The sequence below is a fragment of the Bacillus sp. 2B09 genome (assembly GCF_003946835.1).
GTDB classification, from domain to species: domain Bacteria; phylum Bacillota; class Bacilli; order Bacillales; family Bacillaceae; genus Bacillus; species Bacillus altitudinis.
The window spans coordinates 124,441-149,220 of the sequence record NZ_RPSG01000005.1 but is presented as its reverse complement, the minus strand read 5'-3'; the positions used below and the strand labels follow the sequence as shown (position 1 = coordinate 149,220).

3 protein-coding genes are annotated in these 24,780 nt (G+C 45.8%); all 3 read right to left on the bottom strand.

Annotated elements, in window-relative coordinates; translation table 11 throughout:
- Position 1: 1 nt before the first annotated feature.
- From EBQ12_RS11790 to EBQ12_RS11780, 3 genes are read right to left on the bottom strand one after another with little or no spacing between them, the layout of a single operon-like run.
- Entirely contained in the window at positions 2 to 10,144 is a 10,143-nt protein-coding gene (locus EBQ12_RS11790; protein ID WP_125590115.1) for a non-ribosomal peptide synthetase, read from the bottom strand.
- 58 nt (positions 10,145 to 10,202) lie between these two features.
- Positions 10,203 to 14,036: a non-ribosomal peptide synthetase gene (locus tag EBQ12_RS11785; RefSeq protein ID WP_125590113.1), complete on the bottom strand. Its 3,834-nt coding sequence runs from the start codon at positions 14,034 to 14,036 to the stop codon at positions 10,203 to 10,205.
- A gap of 45 nt (positions 14,037 to 14,081) precedes the next feature.
- Positions 14,082 to 24,776 (bottom strand): non-ribosomal peptide synthetase, encoded by a 10,695-nt coding sequence (locus tag EBQ12_RS11780; RefSeq protein WP_125590111.1) that lies wholly within the window; start codon positions 24,774 to 24,776, stop codon positions 14,082 to 14,084.
- Between the last annotated feature and the right edge of the window lie 4 nt (positions 24,777 to 24,780).

Below are 24,780 nucleotides of genomic sequence, written 5' to 3'. Positions count from 1 at the left end.
CCTACATCCAATCCAAAATCTGAATCTTGCTTTCTTCCGTCCAAACGCCGACATCCCCTGTCGGATAAAGGTATTCGCCTGTTTGATGTTTGAATGGATGCGGAATTTTATGCGCCTCCATCCAATCGGCTAGCTCTCCAAAAAGTGCTTTGATCTCTTTGGCGCCGATAAAAATATCTCCAGGAAATCCAATCGGCATGAGCTGATGTTCTTCATTCAGGACATATATTTCCGTTTCATAGGCAGGATCATGTACGCCTGCATAAACTTCTTCTTGGTCTGGGTATAGCACGCTGACATGTGCGTTTTTCGCCCAATCACTGATCATCCGCTCTTTTTCCTCACTTGTCACAAGTGTGAAGGAAGATAGCGGCGTATCCACTTGTTCTGTCATGGCTTCAAGTGTGTGAATCAGCTGCTGCATCAGCGTTTGTATTTGCTTTTCTGTATATTGATGTAAGTTGTATGTGATCCGAAGCTCCAGCGTATCTCCCGGCACTGCGACAAGGGTTAAGTCATAATTTGTTTCTTCATGACTGGCGATGTCTAAAATGCGTACGCCATACGGCTCAATGGACTCAATCGGATAGTTTTCAAACACGACAATGCTGTGGAACAATGCCTCTCCATTTGGAATTTCCGTCATCTGCTGAATATCTGGCAGTACGGTATACTCGTATTCTCTCATCTGAAAAACGGTTTCCTGTGTATGGGCGAGCAATCGTGCAATCGTCCAGTCCGAATGGATCGGTAGACGAAGCGGCAATGTGTTAATAAAGAGCCCTGTCATGCTTTCCACTTCTGGTAAGTCGGCTGGCCGGCCAGATACGGTCACCCCAAATATGACATCCTCTGCGCCCGAATGAAGGTGCAAGAGCAGTCCCCACGCTGATTGAATCAGTGTGCTCATCGTGACCTTCTGCTTGCCAGTCATCTTCTCCAGCCTCTGCTGCATCTCTGGCGTCAGTTTGACGCTGGACTGCGCCATGCTTGCTTCTTGGTCTGAAGCATGTTCTTCGCCGTCTCCTGGAAGCGGTGTCGCTTCCTCTACGCCTGACATATAACGCTGCCAGAATTTTTGCGCCTTCTCTTGATCCTGCTTTTGCAGCCATTCGATAAAATCTTTATATGGACGGACTGTAGAAAGACTGATCTCTCGTTCGTCCACAAGAGAGCGATACAGCGCAAAGGATTCCTGAATAAAACTGAACAAACTCCAGCCATCGATTAAAATGTGATGAAAACTAAAGACAAACGTGCATCTTTCCTCATCACAATGGAATAAAGCAATCCGAATAAGCGGTTCATCTATATGGTCTAAATGGAAATCCTTTGAACGATCAGATACTAAAAAGTGTTCGATTGTCTCTTCTTGCTCCGCATCACTCAGGTGGCGCACATCGTGCTGAGTGAGGTGGATGCTTCTTTCTGATTGAATGAACTGAACAGGCTCCTTCAGCCCTTCCCAAGCGAATTTTGTTCTCAAAATCGAATGACGTTCTACAAGCAGATTCCAAGCTTGTTCATAGGCATCACCGTTTGTTAAGCCTTGGAGCGTCATATGCACCTGACCAAAATAAGCTTGTGAGGCTTGATCTAGCAGTGCATGAAACAGCATTCCTTGCTGCATTGGAGACAGCGGATACACATCGACTACATTGTCTGGAAGTTCATCTATTTGCTTTTGCGTGAGCTGAACCATCGGAAAATCAGATGGTGTAAAGCCGCCGCTCGTTTCAACACAATGCGCCAAGATGATCTCCATTTTTTCTTTAAAACGTTCAGGTAACAACCGCACCTCTTGATCTTGCAGCAGTTCACGATTGATCATAAAGTTCATCTGCAACTGACCATCTGTCACATATCCATACACATCGATCAAATGCTGTCTTTCTGCTTTCGGATCGTGAACATGTCCATTTCGTTCGTCTGCTATATAAAGCTTGGCTTCGCCATCTGCCTGATCTAACTGACCGAGGTAATTAAAACTCATCTGCGGCGTTACCGTTTTGAGTAAACGAGATTCTGTCATGTATTGAAGCAAACCATAGCCGATTCCCTTTTGCGGCACAGCTCGTAAGGTTTCTTTGACGTCTTTGATTTGTCTTGCAACATCGGTTTGTATAAAAGGAATAAAAATAGGATAAGAGCTTGTAAACCAGCCGACTGTCCGTGACAAATCCATCTGTTCAAATAAATCCTCGCGTCCATGCCCTTCTAACGTGATGAGCATTGGCTTTCCAATGGCTTGCGTGAGTCCTGATAACAGTAAATCGTTAATCTCTGTTCGGTATGCTTGTGAGGCCTGTCTAAGTAACCTATCTGTTTGTTCCTTTGTGAGCTGAACCGACAGGATCTCTGCATGTTCTTCTATATTAGAAAGCGCAGGCAGTTGGAAAGGAGAACCTTCTTCCTCTTGATCCTTGATTTTTTGCCAAAAAGAGGCCTGCGCTTGTAATTGATCTGTTTGTGCATATTCATATAATGCATCTGCCCACTGCTTATAGGAGGCGGTTTTTTTCGCAAATAGGATGTCCTGCCCCGTAGCAAGCTGTTTCAATCCATTTAGTACATCTTCTTGTATCATGCGCCATGATATGCCATCCATGACGAGATGGTGTGCAGCAATAAAGAGCTCAGACGTGTCTTCACCTGTATGAAAAAGAATCGCTTTGATCACTTCTCCGCGCTCTAATGACAATGTTCCTTGACAGGCACTTGTCTCCAAGCGGATTTGTTCCCGTGCTTCCTCCTGAGATACATTCGTCACATCAAAGAATGTGACACAAGGTGTGATGCCAGGCTCACGAATGGTTTGAATCCATGTGCCATCTGCCTCTTTTGTATATATAGCTCTCAGCATATCGTGATGATCGACCAGTTTTGAAAGAACCTGTGTTAACTGTTCATGTGGAACAGATCGCTTCATTTCAATATGCGCCGATAGATTCCAATAATCTTGATTGGTCATCGATTGCTCAAAGAACCAAGATTGAATCGGGAGAAGACGAACCTCTCCTGTCACAGGTGATTGATCATAGACCGTAGAGACCTCTGCCTTTCTCATCACTTGTGCGAGTTGTGAGATGGTCTGTTTTTCAAATACATCTCTCGGCTGGATGACGTAGCCTTCCTGTGCTAAACGTGCCACCATTTGTATGACAATAATAGAATCACCGCCAAGCTCAAAGTAGTTATCATGGACGCCAATAGAAGGAACGCCTAGCAGCTGAGACCACACTTTTTCTAACACACGTTCTTCCTCAGTAGCTGCTCTATCAATGGCTGTTTCTACTTCTTCTTGTCTCCACTCTGGCGGTGGAAGACGCTTTTGGTCTACCTTGCCATTTGGCGTGAGCGGTAATTCATCCAGCTCTATTAATAGGCTTGGCACCATATAATCTGGCAGAATGTCTTTTAAGTTATGGCGAATGTCTTGCGTGGTCATGCCGCCTTTTTGGACAAAATAACCGATCAATCGCTTATGACCACTCTCGTGCTGATGCGGGATAACGGCACATTCTGTGATGTCATCAAATGTCAGCATAGCGGCTTCAATTTCTCCGCATTCCACGCGGTGTCCACGAATTTTCACTTGATGATCGATTCTTCCAAGACAGTCAATGATGCCATTTGACAGCCAGCGGCCCATATCGCCTGTTTTATATAAACGCGCTCCTTCTTGGAAAGGATGCGGGATAAATGATGATGCTGTTTTTTCTTCATCTCCAAGGTAACCAAGTGCTAGCCCTGTGCCGCCAACATAAATTTCGCCGATGACGCCTTGCGGAACTGGCTGCATTTGGTCATCTAATACATAAGCTTGTGAATAAGCAATAGGCTGTCCAATCGGGACCGTCGCCTGATCTTCTTCCAGTGCCCGAATGTGATGCACACAGGAGAATGTTGTATTCTCTGTTGGTCCATAACCATTTAAAAGCCCTTCAGGCAAATATGGTAGTGCTTTTCGGATATGAGCGGCTGATAAGGCATCTCCGCCGATCAATAATGCATGAAGTCCAGATAAAGCTTCTGGATGCTCTTCTGTTAAACGGTTGAACAGCGGCACAGTCAGGAACCCTGTTGTAATCTGATAAGTTTTTAGTGCTTCCGCTAATGTATCCATTGATAAAATGGTATTTCGATCCGTCAGTATGAGCCTTCCCCCGTTTAAAAGGGCTCCCCATATTTCATACGTAAAAGCATCAAAAGAGAAGCTGGCGATTTGTAAAATGCGCGTTTGTTCATTAAGGGTGACATAGTCTGTTTCACACACAAGCCGGACGACCGCTTGATGCGGGATCAGTACTCCTTTTGGCTGTCCAGTTGACCCCGATGTGTAATTGATATAAGCAAGTCCATCAGGTCTTAGTGCAGCGGGCATGACTTCTGCTTCTGGTAAAAATTCTTCATACCCTTGATCAAGACAAATGAGTTCCGTTTGATTGATGGATACTTTTTTCAGCCATTCATTTTTTGTCAGTAAAAGCTGAATACCTGTATCTCTCAGCATATAATCAATGCGGGCATCTGGATATTCAGGATCAATTGGCACATAAGCCCCGCCTGCTTTCACAATGGCCAGCACCCCAAGAATCATTTCAGGCGATCTGTCGATGAGCAGTCCAACTGGTTCATGCGGCGTCACGCCTCGCTGCTGCAAATAGGCTGCTAGACGATCGACTTTCTCGTGTAACTCCCGGTACGTCCACTCATCTCCTTGAAACTCAAGCGCCACTGCATGAGGTGTCTTTTTCACTTGCGCTTCAAATCGTTCCGTCATGAGTAGCGGACCTTTTGGTTGATCAGTCTTTCCGCTCCATTCATAGAGCAATTGATGCTTTTCTTTCTCTGGCAGGAAATTCACTTGTCTGATCGGCTGCGCTGGATTTTCACAAATTCCTTCAAGCAGGTGCTCGTAGTATGCAAGGAATCGCTCCATCGTGTCATCAGAAAATAAATCCGCATGATACTCAAGCTTTAACTGAAGCCCTTCAGCTCCTTCAAACACAAACAGAGAGAGATCAAATTTCGCTGTATCATTATCCTCAATGGCTAAAACCGACGTCGCCTCTCCCATTGGAGAAGCTTCCAGCGGTAGGTTTTGCAGAACAAACATGACCTGAAACAGCGGCTGCTTACTGGCATCACGCACAATATTCAATTCATCGACCACCATCTCAAACGGCACATCCTGATGTGCATAAGCACCGACGGTTGTCTCCTTCACTCGCTCTAATAATTCCGTAAAGGCTGGATTCCCGCTATGGTCGATCCGAAGCGCCAATGTATTCACGAAAAATCCGATTAAATGCTCCATTTCCGTTCGATTTCTCCCAGCAATGACCGAGCCAATGACAAACTCGTCCTGTGAAGACAATCGATGTAATAGCGTAGAGAAAGCCGACAGCAAGGTCATATACAGTGTGCTGTCTGTTTTCTTAGATAGCTCATCAATCTTTTCAGACAGTGACTTCGACAGCTGATATGTTTTCGTCTTCCCTTTGTAGGATTGAACGGCCGGCCGCGGATGATCATACGGCAATACCAAATCTTCAACAGGTGCCGCAAATTGCTCCTTCCAATAGGCAAGCTGCTTATCTAGTGGCTCTCCTGTCAAATACTCCTTCTGCCACAGTGCGTAATCCGCATATTGAATAGGCAGTGCCGGCAAGTGAGGCTCCCGCCCTTCGATCTCCGCTGTATACCACTCGGATAATTCTCTTGCAACAATGCCGATCGACCAGCCATCTGACACGATGTGGTGAATGGACATCAGCAAGATATGCTCTGCGGGTGAAAGTCGAATCAGCTTCACTCGAAAGAGCGCTTCGTGTTCTAATTGAAAAGGTGTGGATGCCTCTTCTTTCGCCCATTCAGCCGCTTTTTGTTCTTTCTCTTCCTGTGACGCTATGCCTGAAAGGTCCATCACCTCAAGCTCTGGAAGGGCCATCTGTTCATGAATGACCTGTACCGGTTCATCCCCGCTCATCGTAAAGGACGTTCTGAGCGATTCATGTCTTTCCACCATATGATGCAGACTTTCCTGAAGCACCTTGATATCTAAAGGCCCATTCATCCGAAACGAAATCGTATTATTGTATAATGGCAAATCCGGCTCTAATTGATAGAGGAACCACTGTCTTTGCTGGGCATAAGACATCGGAATGTCCTGACCCTTCTCCATTTTTCTCATCGGAATCACTTCATCTGCTTTGGCATTTGAATCGATCCAATCCGCTAATTCTCCGAGTCTCGTATGTTCAAACAACACAGCAAGTGGCACGGCAAACCCTGTTTTTTGTCTAACCGCAGACAGCATTTGCGTCGCCTTCAGCGAATGACCTCCTAGTAAAAAGAAATGATCGCCGCAGCTGACATCCGAGACATCGAGCAACTCTGACCAAATGTGTGCGAGCAGTTTCTCCGTTTCTGTGTGAGGTGCTCTGTTGTCTGAATCCATTCCGCTTTCCTCTATTAATTCATGAAAATATGCCTCGTCTGGCGATCCATCTTCTGTTTCTTTCCAATATTCCTCAGGAAACAAATGCACGGCATATTCACCAGATAGACGGGACTGTAAACACGTATGAATCGATTGATACAGCCGCTCTTCAACCGCCTTTGTTTGATCAGTTTTGAAAAAGACGTAAAAGGTCTGCTCTGTTTGCATCTCCGCATCCGCATGGACCATCTCGTGAATCTCTTTTTTCGATCGATCCAATCCCGCATAAATGAGCGGAGCATCTGTCATCAGACATGCGAGCATCGTTTGGAAGCCTGCCTGCTTTGAAATTGGGAGATAACCTCTTTCTTTTAACATGCCTTTTATCATGGAGCCTTCACTCATGCCAATCTCGTCCCACATGCTGAAACTAAAGCAATATGGCTTCACTGTAGATGTCAGCTTCTGATAATGAGCAAACTGTTCCACGAACTCATTGGCAGCGCAATAGGCGCCGACAGTCATACCGCCCTTTAGCGTTCGGGCTGACGAGCTTGAAAGAAATAAAACATTCCTGCGTTTGGAGGCAGCTTCATGAAGCGCAATCGTTCCATATACCTTCGCTTCGTACATGTCATTCAGAGACACAGATGTCATATCAGCAAGCAGTTCTTCTTGAATAATACCTGCGAAATGAATGATGCCATCCAGCCTTCGATTTCCGGCGACCTCATGTCTAGAGATGATCGCTTCTACCTCTTTTTCAGCCGTGATGTCTGCTTTCTCATAAAGAACCTTGCCGCCATGCACTTTTGCCTGCTTTTCTAGCAAAGCCAATGTCTCTTGCTGGTCACTAGAAAGTGCCTCTCTCTCTTTCCTTCCAAGCAACACGAGATGTGCTTGATAAGATGTCAGTAGGTGTTCACTGACTAAACGGCCAATTCCGCCTAGCCCGCCTGTTATGACATAAAGCCCAGATGATTCAAATGGCGGCTCTTCCCTTTTCTGTTCCTTTTCCAAATGAAGAGGTGCTAAAAAGGGAATATAACGAACACCTTGACGATAAGCAACAACATGACAGTCTTGGTCATGTGTGAGTTCTGCCATCATCGCCATTGCATGGGAATGACTAGATACCGATTCTACTAGAGAAAAATCAAGACATTGCACCTTGATAAACGGCCATTCATGCTGAACTGCTGTCATCAGTCCGGCTGTCGTTGCTTTTTCTACATCGTGGATGTGATCCTCCGGCACATTCATCGCATGGGCTGAGACAAAAGTGATGGCCACCTGCTCCTCATAGACGGAAATGGCTTTTGTTAAAAATAATGCACTCATGCTGCCCGTTTTCTGCGCTTGTTTCGCCTTCGCCACATAAAGTTTGTCTTCTTGGTTTGTATAGTTCCAAAGGTGAATGATGTGTTTCACCGAAACGCCATACGAACGGAGCGTCTCAAAGAGTTGTTCGTAGTCAGACGGCCGATTCGGGTGGATGATGAAGTGAGTGTGTGTGAGTTGTTTGAACGCTTGACCCGGTTCAACCGTAATGTATGTTTGTTCACTGTTTGCAAAAGATTTCAATTGATCTGCCAGTCCTAATGGATCTGCAAAGATCACAACGTCCCCTATGATCTGCTTGTCAGCTGCATCAAGTGGAGCAGGTATCCATTTCTTTTGATAACTCCAATCAGGCAAGGTATGTTCATTTTCAAGTCTCATGTCCATTTCCATGATCATTTCATCAAATTCGCCTTCTTGCCATCTTGTCTTGAGCTGTGCCCTTTCTATTTTTCCAGAGCTTGTTTTGGGAAATGCATGCTTCTGGACAGGAATGATGCGAGATGCAGACAAGCCCATTTTTGTTGCAATATGGGATTTAATGTGCTGACTTGCCCTCATAATATAAGCCGGCTCATACAGCTTCGGTGTAAAAAAGAGAATCAGTTCATCGGATGCAGAAGCCTCCATTCGGACAGAACAAGCAGCCACAAAGCTCGTTTCTACTCCCGGTACTTCCTCTGCTATGGCTTCAATTTCATAGTTGTGATAGTTTTTCCCGTTGATGATAATCATGTCTTTTTCTCTACCGGTTAGTGTCAGCCTTCCTTCGTGCAGGAAACCTAAATCACCCGTGTGAAACCAGCCATCCGCTTGAAATACTTCTTGATTCGCTTCGTCATTCCGGTAATAGCCCTTCATGGTGGTTGGACCTTTTATTTGCACACGGCCAATATGATCTTCTGGAAGAAGCTCATGCTGATGATTGACGATGCGTATCGTGATACCTGGAATCGGTTTGCCCAACTCTGTAAAGCTGACGGTTCCTGTCTCACGTGCTTCTGCTGGTCTTAGCTGCTCTGTCAGCGACGTTTCCTCAAAGGTCAGAACCCCGCTGTTTTCATCTCCACGCTCAATCGCAAAGGAAAACACAACCGCTGATGAGATTTCAGACATGCCGAAAGCCGGTCTGATCACATCTCCCTTTAAGCCGTGCGGAGCAAGCAGGTGTAGAAATCGGTGGATGGTTTTTGGCACGACCGCCTCTGCCCCATTGATCATGCAGGTCATCGCCGACAGATCCCAAGATCCTGATGAAATCTCTTTCTCATAATCATTGATCATCGCAAATGCAAAGTTAGGTGCCCACGTCTTCGTTGCACGGTAGCGGTCCATCCAGTCAAGCCACCGCAGCGGCTGAGCGATAAAGTCATCTGTTCTTGCCCGAATCTGCTCGCAGCCTGTGTACACATTGACAAGGTGGAACATCACGATGCCACCAATATGATCTAAAGGCATCCAGTCTAACGAGACATCCTCTTGTGTAAATTGATTTGCTGCCACTGTTCCTTTGACGTTCGCCAGCACACTTCTATGGGAATGCTCTACACACTTTGGCATCCCTGTACTTCCAGACGTTAAGATAAAGAAGACGGAATCATCCGGCGCGACAGGGTGAGCGGCTGTATCTCTTTCTAATGTCAGCATCGGCTCAACTGCTGCGACACGTATTTGGTCTGTATGCCACAGTAAGGCTAACCCTTGCACCTCCTCGATCAGTGAGTCATCTGTTAGGATGAGCGGATGCTCGAGCAGCTTCCAAGCGTGATGAAGCTTCTTCACTGCAGCATTCATCTCCCGATAGGTTGGGGCAGCCGACACAAGCGTTGGAACAAATCCGCCTAATACACATGCCCAAAAGGCAGTGACCATGGCATGATTCGATGAGAATTGAAAGAAAACAGGATCGCCTGCCTTAAGCCCCAGTGCCCTTAAACCAGTCAGAACCCTCTCGGCGTCTCCTTGTAACTGTGCATAAGATTGTGTGAGTTCGTTCTTGCTATTCACGATATACGTAAGCCCATTTGTCGTTTTTGCAGCCTCTGTTAAGACTTCCTGTAAGGTCTGTGCGCCTTGTGTGACGTCGAGATCCCCTCCATAGGAAAGAGCGGGTGGCATGTCGGCCAAAGCAGGTACAGCCGTTTGCGTCTGTATCGCTTCCGCTGCGGCCTCCTGCTCAATGTGCTTGTCGAGAAATAAATGAGAGAGGTGATACGGCCGCGGTCGAATGGTTTTTTCACGTGAAAAAACAGCGAAGCGTTCGATTTCGTTGGTTTGTAAAATGGTTGTCTTTACATCTTGTAAAATCGCATCCATTGATTCATGTATACTCGTTTGGTTAATGGTTGATGGTTTCATATGAGTTCCTTTCCTTTTTTGTTAGGCAGGACTGCAAACATCCTGCCTAATCTAAAGTTTACAAGACTCGTTCTCTATTTGTTTGATTGACAATATGTTTGATCAGCTTTGCATTTTGAGCTGCACATTCTTTCTGTTTGAACATATCAGCATGCCGGCCATAGCCTTGGTATTGGGTAAAAGATCCGGCCGTTGCCTGTGTCCACTCTTCCATCCAGTCCGGGATCGCTATTTGTTCTTCAGATTGGATGAACGTAATATCTGCCTGTATTTTGCCTTGATTCACCCCCTTAACAAACGTTTCATAGTAGGCGCGCGTCTTTTGGGCAAGCGCTTCTTGAACGATCTCCCCTTGAGCAAGCTCGCTTTGTTTCGTTTGATGAACAATCGCTTCAATATCATCATCAATGGATCGTCCTTCTAAATCACTTTCTCCAATTTTCTTATAGGAATCGATCATGATGACCTTCTCGACTGTCCGTCCTACTTGTTCAAGCGCTTGAACAAGCTCAAAGGCGAGGTAACATCCGCCTGAGTACCCCATCAACGTCAGCGGCCCTTTTGGCTGAAGGTGCTGAATATGCTGAACGTACTGCGCCATTCGGTTATTCGTTTCAATAAAATCAAAAGCGACTAGCCGAACATCATCAAGCGTTTTTGCTGCTTCCTGATAGATAAAGCCGTAGCCTGGTAATGGCGGAAGAGCAAAGACTGTTGATGTTTGAGATTCATTGAATACAAGATAGCCAGCGGTTTCCCCGTCCTGATGCTGAATATAATGACTAAGCGCTTCAATCGTCGGGGTCTCAAACAACAAATGGATTGGCACCTGAACCTCAAACTCTTTTGATACTTTGGACAAAAGAGACATTGCTTTTAAAGAATGTCCGCCAAGCTCAAAGAAATGGTCATCTGTGCTAATATCCTCTCGTTCAAGTACTTCCCGCCACATTACCAGCAGCTTTTGTTCCACTTCATTTGCGGGCAGTTTCACACGGCGGTTTCCTTGCGGTGCCTCTGGTTTTGGTAGCTGGCGTTTATCAACCTTCCCGTTTGGCGTAAGTGGGAGGTTCTCCAGTTCAATCAGCTCATGAGGCAGCATATAAGCTGGAAGACGCTCTTTCAGCCTTGATTTGATGTCATCGAGTTTCCCTTTCCATGCATCATCACACGTGATATAGGCAAGCAGCCTTGTATGATTGGTTTCATCATGATCCGCTAGGAGTACAGCTTGTTTTACACCTTGATGCATGAGAAGGTTGGCTTCAATTTCTGTCAGTTCAATTCGGTGTCCTCGAATTTTTACCTGATCATCAACTCTGCCTGCATACTCAATCAGACCGTCTTCTCGAAAGTAAGCTAAATCCCCCGTGCGATACAGGCGCTCACCCGCAGCGAATGGATGGGCGATAAAGACTTGTTTTGTCAGATCAGGACGATTCAAATACCCTTTTGCCAGTCCTTTGCCGCTCAGACAAAGCTCTCCAACCATTCCAATCGGCTGAAGCTGTCTGTGCTCACTCAATATATAAGCGCCCGTCTGGTTGAGCGGCTTCCCAATTGGAATAGAACGTGCCTCTAAAGGGATCGCTTCATCTATCGGATAATATGTGGCAAAAACCGTTGATTCGGTTGGTCCGTATACATTCAACAATCTGCCTTTTCCCATCACATCAAAGGCTTTTCTCACATGCTGAACCGATGCCCTCTCTCCCCCAAACAGCACCTTACGCACACCGCGCATCCAGTCTGTTCCTTCATCAACGAGAAGATGGAATAAAGCGGTTGGGACAAACATGACAGAAATATGCTCTCCTTTTATCAGCTCAGTGAGCTTCCCCATATCTAAAATGGTTTCTTTTTGCGGCAAGACAAGCTTTGCTCCGTTTAAAAGCGCACCATATACATCAAATGTAAAGCCATCAAATACGCTATTTGATAACGACAGCAATGTATCTGTTTCTAAAATGGTTAAGTAATTCGTATTTTTGACCACCCGGGCAATATTGGAATGGGTCGTCATGATGCCTTTTGGCTGTCCGGTTGTTCCAGATGTATACATGATGTATGCCGTATCATTTAAACCAGCTTCAAGTGGCAGATTCTCTGAGCTCATCAGTAAAATTTCTTGATCATCTGCAAAAAGATACGTGCCATCAAATGCGAGTGACCTCGTCTGACTGATAAAGGATGAATGAGTCAGAAGATGCGTCGCTCCGCTGTCTTTCAGCATATATTGGATACGGCTTTCTGGATAATCTGGATCAATCGGCACATAGGTGGCACCTGCTTTTAAGACAGAGAGTAAGCTGACAATGAGTTCAGGTGTCCGCTCTGCTAAAATGGCGGTCACCGTTTGATGACCCACCCCATTTTTTTGTAAATGCCTTGCCAGTCGATTGGCTTGTTCGTTCAGCTCCGCATATGTCATCGTGTGATCACCTGCTGATAATGCCACTGCATTCGGCTGTTTTCGGACATTATGCTCAAACCACTTTGTCAAATAAAGCTGATCATGCTCCAGCTCAGGTGCATTCCATTCCTCTAACATTCGCTGCTTTTCCTGCTTTGTCACAAGTGTCAGTGTATGAACTGACTGATCTGGATGTTTGATGGCCTCTTTGATCAAAAGGGTCAGCTGATCCTTTAATTTACGGACAAATGCAGGATCAAATGCACGCTGATTAAAGGCCAGCTTCAGCTGCAATTGTTCCCCGGGCGACGCCAGTAAATTGAGATCATAGTTCGATTTTTCATAGACATTCATGTCTTCTACTGTAAAGCCAAGCAGTGACTCCTGCTCGTCTTTCTTTGCAGCAGGGACATTCTCAAACACCACAATATGATCAATGAGCTGCTGCTGACCTGCCTTAGCCTGAATATCATAAATCGGGATATATTGGTGCGGTTCAGCCGCTAAAGACTGCTGCTGCGTTTCTGATAATAGAGAACGGAACGTCATTTGGTCTGTCAGCTGAATTCGTCTTGGAATGACATTGATGAACAACCCCACCATCCGGTCCACACCAGCTAAATCTGCCGGACGTCCTGACACAACCGTTCCAAACAACACATCGTTTGAGCGCTGATACCTGCTTAGTAAAATGGACCAAGCCGATTGAAGCGCACTGCTTAACGTGGCATTCTGCTGCAAGGCTAACTCTGATAAAGCAGCAGTTTCTTCTTTACTCATGGCCCATTCGATTTCGCCTAATTCATGCTTATTTGTTTGCTTTCGCTGTTCTTTAAAAGTCGACTGCCCCTCAAAGCCAGCCAAAGATTGCGTCCAATATTCAAGTGAGACTTGTTTATCTTGTTTTTCCAGCCATTGAATATATTCTTTATATGGCTTGACTGGTTCCAGCCTATAAGGGATGTCATGCAAAAGTGCATGATAAATCGCAAACAATTCCTGCACAACTAGACCAAAACACCAGCCATCTAGAAGGATATGGTGATAGCTCCATATCCAGCGATAGCTTGAAGGACCCGTTTGAAAAACGGAGGCCCGCATGAGCAGATCCTTTGAGAGATCAAATCCTCTCAGCTGATCCTTTTGTTTAAAACGATCAATACGTTCAAGCTGTTCACTTTCAGAAAGATCCTGTATGTCCACAACATCAAGCTGGAAAGGTCGATTCTTTAATACAACTTGGACAGGACGCTTCACTTTTTCGTGGAGGAACACGGTACGAAAAATATCGTACCGTTCCACAATGATATTCATGCTTTTCTCAAGCAGATCAGACCGAAGTGTGCCTTTCACGTTCATATCCATTTGTTCTACATAAAAACCTTTTTCTTGATGATGGAGGGTATGAAACAGCATTCCTTCTTGCATCGGTGACAGATAGTACATATCTTGAACTTGATCCCTTTTAAATTGACTCATCTATTTCATTCCTCCTTTCCCTTTTTCATGACTGATCTAGTGGTGTTAGGTCAATTTCTCCTCGAGCATGTCAAAGATATCGTCCATTTCATCCATTTCAAGGTCTGCCGCCGAGAAGTCACTTGGCGTAAATTCTCGCTCTTGATGCGCTAAGCAATGGGTGATGATAGATCTGATTTTCTCCTTCAACAATGCGATGAACTGCTGTATCGTTTGTTCTTCATATTCACTTGCACAATATGAGCACGACAGAATGAATTGATTGTGCTGAACAAGACCGCTGAGGTTCAGCTTATAAACAGCTTCGGATTCAAGGCTTGCTTGACGGCCCATATCATAGGTTGAGGGCCCAAAGAGTTCTGTCGTCACTTCCTGATCAATCTGCCCAAGATAGTTCAAGCTGATTTCAGGCTGCACGTGTTTGACTGACGGTTCGGATGGTGTCATGTATCTTAAAATACCGTAACCAATCCCTTTATTTGGTACACGCCGCAGCATCTCTTTCGTTCCTTTGATAGCGTCTGCAATGGTCTGATTCGGTTTCGCTTCAAGAACGACTGGATACATGCTCGTAAACCAGCCAACTGTGCGGGATATATCTAATCCTGATAAAATGTCCTCTCTGCCATGACCTTCAAGCTGTACATGTACATGAGATTGTCCTGTCCATTCCTGAACGGCCAGCCCGAGCGCACATAGAAGAATATCATTCATTTCTGTTGTGTACGGAAGATGGATATTCGTTAACAGATGCTCGGTTTCCGCTTCTGTCAGCTGCATTTTGACCGCTTTCGTATCCGCGACTTTTCTTTCTTTTACTTCATGGTCAACAGGTAAAGTCGTAAACGGTCTATTTTCAATCGCTGCCCAATACTCCTTCTGGTTTTTTAGCAGCTGTGACTGCGCATATCGTTCAATCGCTTCTGCCCATTCTTTGAAAGAGTGCGTTTTTGGCGGCAGAACCATTGCTTCTCCTTTTTCTGCCTGATGATAAAGAGACATAAAGTCTTCTAGTAAAATCCGGCAAGAAACGCCGTCAATCACAAGATGATGTGTGATGATGAGTAAGTGATCACCGTCTTCTGTATGGAAACAAATCACTTTCATCAATGGACCCTTTTCAAGATTCAGTTGACGCTGATACTCATTGGCGTATGTGGAAATCGCCTGTTTCACATCTTGCGCTTTTGAAACATCACAAGAAATAATTGAAAATGGTTCTGTCAACTCCCGCTGATTGTATTGCAGCATGTCATCATGCTCCTGTCTGAACACCATGCGCAGTGCATCATGATGTGAGAGCAGTTTTTGCAGAACTTGTTCTGTGACAGCCAAGTCAAACCCTTTTGGTGCATGAAGCATCATTGAGAGATTCCAGTGGTGCTGGTGATCAAAGTTCCGTTCAAAGAACCAGCGCTGAATCGGTGTTAAAATGACCTCTCCTTCCACAGCTGACTGATCAGCTGTGAGAAGGTCCGCTTCTTCGATATATGGGCGAAGCTCCGCAATCGTTGGGTATTGGAAAAGCAGTTTCATATCGAGCTTCCAGCCTTCTTGCGTGAGTCTGCTTGCCATCTGGATGCCTTTAATCGAATCTCCGCCAAGGAAGAAGAAGTGGTCGTGAATACCAACTTGGCTGACGCCAAGTACATCTTCCCAAATGCCGCAAAGCAGTGCTTCCACTTCATCTCTTGGGGCTTCGTATGCTGTTTGATTCGCTTCCACATCAGGTGCTGGCAGTGCTTTGAGATCCACTTTGCCATTTGCCGTCATTGGCAGTTGGTCTAGCTTGATGATCCATGATGGCACCATATATTCAGGCAAGATGCGCTTTAAGCTTTCTTTCAGCGCAGCCGTTTCTGCATTTGTAATGACGTAAGCGACAAGAGCGTCTTGATCACTTGCGTCTGTGACCGTTGTCACGACGGCTTCTTTCACTTCATTTAGCGCAAGGAGCTGTGCTTCAATTTCTGACAGCTCAATACGGAATCCGCGGATACTCACTTGATGGTCTTTTCTGCCGAGATAGATCAGTTCGCCATCCTCTGTCCACTTCACCAAGTCACCTGTACGGTACATACGCTCTCCTGGATAAAACGGATCTGGGACAAACCGTTTGTCCGTTTCCTCTGGGAGATTCCAGTAGCCTCTTGCCAGTCCTTTCCCCGCAATCACGAGCTCACCCGGTACGCCTTGCGGCGAGAGGTCATATAACGAACCCATAATGTAAAAACGAGTATTGGCAATCGCTGTTCCGATAGGAAGCGTGCCTTGATCTGGATCAATGATCCCGCTTGTCGCCACAACCGTATTTTCTGTTGGGCCGTAGTTATTGACGAGTTTGTATGGAACGGGCTTCACCTGTTTTAGCTTGTCCCCGCCTGTCAGTAAGTAACGGAGAGAATGATTGTCCATCGACATAAACTGCTCACATAGCTGTGTTGGCAGGAACGCAATGGTGATGCCTTCGTGATTAAAATACGAATTGAGCTTGATCATATCGAGGCGAATCGCTTCGTCGATGATATGGAGCTCTGCGCCGGCGATCCACGTCGGGAACATCTCCCAAATGGAGGCATCAAAGCCAAAGCCGGCATATTTGGCGGTTCGGTCTTGTTTCGTCACCTGGAAAGCATCATTGTGCCAAAAAGCAAGATTGACAAGAGACTGGTGCTCGACCATGACACCCTTCGGCTGTCCAGTCGTTCCAGATGTGTAAATCATATAGGCGAGATCCGTTGGTTTGACAGGAACCTGAATCTCGTGTGCTTCTCCTTCTACTGCCTCTTCTATGAAGAGGGGATGACCTGTGAAAGAACGTGGTGCAGTGAGCTCTTTCTGAATCAGAAGGACCTCTGCCCCGCAATCTTCCAACATGTAGGCAATGCGCTGCGCTGGATAATCGGCATCAATCGGCACAAATGCCGCACCTGCCTTGAGAACCCCAAGAACAGCGGCTGTCATCTCGAGCGATGGACGCGTGAGAATGCCGATGCGGTCTCCCGGTTTTGTGCCGCTGGACATAAGTCTTGCGGCGACTGTATTCGCCCGGTTGTTCAGTTCTTCATACGTCCAGCTTGTGCCGCAGAAAGTTACGGCTTTTTGATCAGGTACTTCCTGTGACTTCGCCTCAATCAATGCATGAACCGTTTGATCTGTCGGGACATTTAGGACAGGTCCGGACCAATCATCAAGCAGATGTCGCTCTTCTTCTTTTGTTAAGATGGAGATGGTCGAGATCGGCTGATTCAATTTCGCAAGCATTTCGTCTATGATTCGCTCAAAATATTGACTCCATCGCTGAATGGTACTCTTTTTAAATAGTGCCGCTGCATATTCAAAGCGCAAGCCCATTTGATCTTGTTCCTCAAAGATGCCGAGCGTTAAATCAAACTTTGCCTGAACGGCTTCTTGCTGTCTGTGTGAAAGCGTAAGTCCATTCAAATTCGGTAACGTCAGATCACGCTCATCCGTTGTCATCATGACACTAAACAACGGGTTGCGGCTCGTGTCTTTCGGAAGGTCTAACTGCGCGACCAAATCCTCAAACGGGAATCCTTGATGTTCATAAGCTGATAGATTGTGATCTTTTATTTTTTCTAGCAGATGCTCTGCAGTTTCTTCTAACTGAACGTCATGTCGAAGGGCCAGTGTATTCACAAACATGCCCGGAATCCGTTCGATTGACGCATGTGTACGTCCAGCCGTTACAGCCCCTATGACGATGTCATGCTGCCCAGTCAATTTATGAAGGAGAATGGCAAAGGCCGTTTGCATCACCATGTTCAAACTCACATTTTTTTCAGCCATGAGCGCTTTGACATGCTGCGCCTTTTCAGCAGACAGCCATCTATCAATCCGGTCTCCTGCAAATGACTGCACGCTAGGCCGCGGGAAATCAAGCGGAAGTGCTAAGTCTTCTGGCGGCTGTGCATATTGCTCCAGCCAATACTGCCGCTGTTTTTCAAGTGCTACTTGCTGCTCTTCCTCTTGCTGCCATACCGCATAATCCTTGTAGTGCAACTGAACTGGCGGTAACGTCTTATGCTCATACAACTTCGCTAATTCTTGAATGAGCAGACTGCGTGTCACCCCGTCTGCGATGATATGGTGCATATTCATCATGAACACATATTTGTCATCAGACAGCTTTGCCACTTTCGCTCTCATTAGAGGTGCTTGATGTAATGAGAATGGTGTCATGAAGTTGTCTACGACGGATTGTACCTGATCGCTTTCTACTTCAACCATCTGTAACGTAAACGGCACACGGCGATAAATTTTCTGGACGGGACTGCCGTCAATTTCAACAAAGGCTGTCCGCAATGACTCATGTCTATCAATTAAAGCTTGAATCGCTCCTTCTAGCTGCTTCAGATCAAGGTTTCCTTCCATCATGAAAACGGCTGGCATATGGTAGGTGACGGATTCTGGATGTAGCTGCTGTAATACGTACATTCGCTTTTGTGCGGAAGAGACTGGATAGAAATCTTGCTTTTTCGCTGGCTGAATCGATGTGACGAGCGAAGCATCAGCTTCTTCCAAATAGGCAGCTATCTCCCGTATTGTTGGCTTTTCAAAAAGAACCTTGAGTGGTACATGCTGATTCAGTTTGGCTTGGATTTTCGAAATGAGCACCATGCCTTTCAGAGAATGCCCGCCTAATTCAAAGAAATGGTCATCAATGCCGACTTTTTCAATCTCAAGAACATCTGACCACATATCACAAAGCGTCTGCTCAAGCGCCGTTTCTGGTGCTGCATGTGCCGTGCGATTCATATGTGCCTCATGAGGAAGCGGCAGAGATTTTGCATCTACTTTTCCGTTTTGCGTCAGCGGCATATGATCCACTTTGACAAAATAAGTAGGAATCATGTAATCCGGCAGTGTCTCTGAAAGCTTTTCTCTAAATGTCAACGTTCCAATGTGATCAGGTGCTGTATAATATAACGCCAGCTCCGGTAAACGAGATGTGTTGATCACTTTGACATACACTTTTTGAATGGTTAAAAGGGCACGTGCGGCATGCTCAATTTCTTGTTTCTCAATTCGATAACCGCGAATTTTCACTTGATCGTCTACTCTTCCAAGGAATTCAATCTCCCCATTTGCATGCTGTCTGACCAAATCTCCAGTCCGATACATCCGCTCTTGAGGGAAATAAGGATTTTCAAGAAAACGCTCTGCTGTTAATTCAGGCTGATTCAAATAACCTTTTGAAACACCATCACCTGAAATGTAGAGCTCACCCGGTGCGCCATAAGGGACAAGGCGCTGCTCACGATTGCATACGAGCGCTCTTGTATGAGCAATAGGCTTTCCGATGATAGAACGCTCCTTTAAAGCATCCAGCTCATGCGGTGTCATTAGCTTGCTCACTGTACCAATCGTTGTTTCTGTCGGACCGTAATGGTTCATTACTGCCACGCATGGATGCTGCTTCATAAATGTTTCAACATCTTCAGAGACAATCGGTTCTCCTCCCAATACCACAAGCCGTAAAGCGTCAAATGTATATCCCTTTGAATCTGCCATCATATGAAATAAGGATGGTGTCATTTTGATATAAGTCAGCTCTTGTTCATCAATAAAACGCATGAGACGTACAGGGTCTGTATACACGTCTTCACGAGGAATATAGAGTGTCCCGCCTGCTTTTAGAACCGGGAAAATGCTTGTGTAACCAAGGTCGTATGCATAAGAAGACAGGAGTGCCGTTCGATCGCATTCTTGTAAAGTCACTTCATGTGTCAACCAATTGACGTAGTGTGATAGATTACGATGCGTGAGCTGTACACCCTTAGGCTTCCCTGTTGTTCCAGATGTGTAAATCACATAAGCCAGTTGATCAACCGATACGTCTGGCAGGTCTAGAGAATCGTTTCGTTGGACGGCTTTCTCCACATGTACGACCTGAATCGACTTGAGATGCTGATACGAATCGCCAAGAGACTCATTTGCCACGATGACTTTTGCCCCTGAATCTTTTAATGTGTAACGAATACGTTCCGTAGGAAAAGCTGGATCAATTGGGACAAATGCACCGCCTGCTTTCATTACACCTAGCATCGAGACAACGACATAGACAGATCGATCAAGAATAAGTGCGACTGTGCTTTCTTTCTCTACGCCTTGCATCTTCAGCTCACTGCAAAGAGCATTGGACATGTGATCTAGTTCACGGTAGGTCAGCTTCCTTTCACCATCCATCACCGCAATGGCATCAGGCGTTTCCATGGCTTGACGTGAAAATTGCACATGGTACGGCTCATGTTGACCTGTTTGTTCCCCATCCCTTTTCTCCAGCCGCTCCATTTGCTCATGCTGATCCAAGAGGTTGAACAAGCCAATTTGTTCATTCGGATGCTGGACCGCCTCACGAATAATCGCAAGAAGATGTGTTCCGAACCGGCGGATGGTTTCCTCTTTAAATAATGCCGTTGCATAGTCTAGGCTTAGTTTTATTTCTCCCTCACGTTCAAATGCTTCTAGAGACAGATCAAATTTGACGGATCGGTGCTGCATTGCATAAGGCGAAATGTTCAGATCGCCGAGCTTTAGTGCAGGAACATCCATGTTCTGCATATTAAACGAAACACTAAAGAGCGGGCTTCGGGTTGTATCACGATCAAGCGGTAGACGCGCGATTAACTCTTCGAGCGGATAGCTTTGATGTGCAAAAGCATCTACACTCGTTTCTTTTATTTCTTCAAGCAGCTGTAAAAATGACTTTGTTTGTTCCGGTTTTCCGCGCATCGCAATGGTATTGATGAACATCCCTGGCATGTCCTGAATATCTGGATGTGTTCGCCCCGCAACAGGAGATCCGACAATGATATCTTCCTGTCCGCTGTAGGATGCGAGCAGCACTTGAAATGCAGATAACAAGAACATGTACAGCGTCGTATCTGTTTTCTTGAGCAGCTCATGAATACGCTGAGTTGTCGCTTGATCACAGCCAAACATCACCCGTTCTCCAGAAAAATCACGTTCCACTGGACGCGGGTAGTCTGTCGGCAAATCTAAAACCGGTACATCTCCTTCGAATTGCTTCAGCCAATACGCTTCATGCAAACGCTGTTTCTCTGTTTCTTCTTCACTTAACTGCCAGACAGCGTAGTCTTTATAATGAATGGCTCTTTCTGCAAGTGCCTCTCCATCATAGGCTTTCGCCAAATCCTGAATGAACGTCTTCATGGAGCTGCCATCTGTAATCAGGTGATGTGCTTCCAGAACTAATAGATGACGATCATGACTCACTTTGAGCAGCTGTGCCCGTAGGAGGGGAGCGGCTGTCAAATCAAACGGCGCCTGACGTTCAGCAAGAAATGCCTCGGCCTCTTCTTCCTTTACATTATGGACAGGGAGGTCAAATGCCGCTCGTTCATGTACCCTTTGGACGATGTTCTCGCCTTTCATATGAAAACTCGTTCTTAAGATTTCATGCGTTTGAATCAACTCATCAAATGCTGAGGTGAGCCGCTGATGATCGAGCGTACCCTCAAGCGTTAAGACGATCGGAATATGATAGTTCGTACTCTTAGGTTCAAGTGTTTGTAAAATGTATAAGCGCCGCTGAGCTGGTGACACTGGGTAGTCCTCCGCCTTCGCTGCGGGTAAGATCGGATGTCCTTGTTCTTCTTGACCGTCCTGGTCAATGTATGACGCAAGCGATCGAACCGTTGGCTTTTCGAATATCACTTGAATCGGAACTTCCTTTTGGAACACTTCTTGGATTTTGGCTGACATCATCATTGCTTTGAGTGAATGTCCGCCAGTCATGAAGAAATGCTCATCTATTCCCACCGCTTTTCCAAGCAGTTCCTCCCAAATTTGAGCAAGCGCCTTTTCCGTCTCGGTTTCAGGTGGAATGATCCTGATTTCTTCACGATCAGCTTCGTCAGGCGTTGGTAAAGCTTTTCGATCGACCTTTCCGTTTGCGGTAAGCGGAAAAGCATCTAGCTTCATGACGTGATGAGGTACCATATATGCTGGCAGTGCTTGATTAAATAGAGCCCGCACTTCTTCTTCCGTGATCGTTCCCGTATAGTAAGCGGTCATTTCTTTTTCATCTGAAGGAGACTCATGGACGAGCACAACCGCATCATCGATCCCCGTCTCTTGTTGAAGAATCGTTTCAATTTCACCGAGCTCAATACGGAAACCACGGATTTTCACTTGATCATCTGTCCGTCCGAGGAATTCGATTTGACCATTTGAACCGTACCTAGCCAAATCTCCTGTTCGATACAAACGCCCTTCTGCCTTGAAAGGATCAGCGATAAATGCTTGCTTTGTTAATTCTGGACGATGGAGATATCCTCTTGAGACACCGTCTCCGCCAACATACAGCTCTCCTGGCGCGCCAATTGGCTGAAGTCTTTGATTGTCATCTAAAATGTAAGCGGACGAATGATTGATCGGCTGACCAATTGGAATCGTGCCCGTTTCATCCCCTCTCACCTCATAAATGGTCGAGATGGTGGTGTTTTCTGTGGGGCCATACGCATTCAGTAAAACAAGTGATGGATGATGTTTCTTCACAAGCTCTGCACTTTTCACATTGATCACATCACCGCCTGTGATCAATTTGGACAATCCTTTAAACATATGCGGTCGCTGCTGAGCGAGTTGATTAAACAAACCTGTCGTTAAAAAGAGCGCCGAGATTTGATTCGTTTGGATAAAGCGTTCAAACCGGTTGATGTCCAATAACGTGTCACGGTCAACAGGATAAAGCGTTGCACCGTTCAGCAGTGTGGTGAAAATTTCAAAAGTAATGGCATCAAAGCTGACTGCTCCTGTATGTGCCATACGATCCGACTTGTTCAAGCCCAGTGTCTCCTGTGAACATGCCAATCTGACAATATGTTGATGCTCAATTTGAACACCTTTTGGCTGGCCGGTTGACCCCGACGTGTACATGATATACGCCAATTGCGAAGGAGAGGTCTCGACTTCGAATGGTCCGTTGGAATGATTCGATATGTCCGACACATGAACGGCTTGGATGCTTTCATGAACTGGCGGCTGGCTGTCCGCATAGAGCAAAACGGATGCGCCGCTGTCTTCAAGCATAAAGCGGATTCTATCCTCTGGCTGGGCTGGATCAATTGGTACATAAGCAGCCCCTGCTTGAAGAACCGCTAAAATGGCGATCACTGCTTCAGCAGATCGATTCATATACACTGCGACGGCATCTTCTTGTTTCACTCCGCTATCAATCAAATGTCCCGCAACACGATGGATTTCTTGGCCGAGTTCTTCATAGGTGAATGCCCGCTCTCCTTCGACTAACGCCAGATGGTCTGGCTGCGTTTGAATGCGTTCTTTCAGAAGCTCAGGAATAGACAGATGCTTTGGATAATCTCGTTCTGTCTTGTTCCATGCTTCAATCTGCTGTTTTTCTTCTTCAGTGATACACGTCACGTCATGAAGGCGAACTTCCGGATTTTCGATGATCTGCTTCATGAGGTTGGTCAGGTGTTTCGATATTTTTTCAATGACCTCTTCTTCAAAAGCCACCGCATTGTATTTGATTTTCAATGTCCATGTTTCACCTGGATATACAAGGACATTTAGATCGAAATTCGTTTGTTCAAATCCGTCTTTTACATCAATGGAAAACCCTAGACGTTCCGACATGGTGTCACCAGATAGCTCTTGATCTAAAGGATAGTTCTCAAACCCGACCAAGTGATCGAAGAGTTGTCCTCCTGCAGCTGCCTGTTGCTGAATGTCATAAAGCGGCATAAAATCATAGTTTTCCGCTTCCAGCGCATGCTGCTGAACTTTTTGAAACAGCTGTTTGAAGGTGTCTTCGTGATTCATTTCTACCCTGACCGGTATTGTATTGATAAAAAGCCCTGCCATCTGTTCAATACCAGCCACACTTGGCGGCCTGCCAGACACGACTGTTCCGAAAGTGACATCATGTGCCGCATGGTAAGTGCCTAAAAGAACCGACCAAACAGCCTGGAATAGATTTGGTGCTGTCACTTGGCAATTCCTTGCGATCTCTTGAATGCTGCTGACCATTTCAGCATCCCATGTGAACGTCCATTCCTGATGGTCATATTGTCCGTTCGCTTCTTTTTGCTGCAAAAGCCCTTGATGCTGAATCGCACCGTCTAAGCGATCCTTCCAATAGCCTTCCGCTGCTTGTTGATTTTGCTTGCCAAGCCACTGGATATAATCTGCATAAGGTTTTCCTTGTGAGCGATCCGGCGTTTTGCCGTTCCGATAAGATTCGTAGTAATGAAACAATTTTTTCATCAAAACTCCCATGGACCAACCATCCATGATGATGTGATGGTTGCTCCAAATGAGATGCCAGTTTGTTTCATTCAGTTGAAAAACAGCGACCTTCAATAACAAATCATTCGTTAAATGGAAGCCTTGCTTTCTCACTTGCTTTTTATATTGATCTAGTACCTTTTGCTGTTCCTGATGATTCAGGTGAGATAGATTCTTTCTATACACATCTAGATTGCGCTCTGCCAGTACAACCTGACGAGGCTTCTGTAATTGCTGATAGACAAAGGCTGTACGGAGAATGTCATATGTGCCGATGAGCTCATTGAGACTTTTTTCAAAAAGATCGAGATCAAACTCCCCTCTTATTCCAAGCTCTAGCTGTGTGAAATAAGAGGACGAATTAGGGTCTAGCATGGCATGATATAACATGCCTTCTTGCATTGGTGTTAAAGGATATACCTTTTGAATCTTCTGTTTGCTCATAGTC

What these genes read in the sequence shown, in the direction of transcription:
- EBQ12_RS11790 (WP_125590115.1), bottom strand. Translation starts at nt 10,144, where the DNA reads ATGAAACCATCAACCATTAACCAAACGAGTATACATGAATCAATGGAT.
- EBQ12_RS11785 (WP_125590113.1), bottom strand. Translation starts at nt 14,036, where the DNA reads ATGAGTCAATTTAAAAGGGATCAAGTTCAAGATATGTACTATCTGTCA.
- EBQ12_RS11780 (WP_125590111.1), bottom strand. Translation starts at nt 24,776, where the DNA reads ATGAGCAAACAGAAGATTCAAAAGGTATATCCTTTAACACCAATGCAA.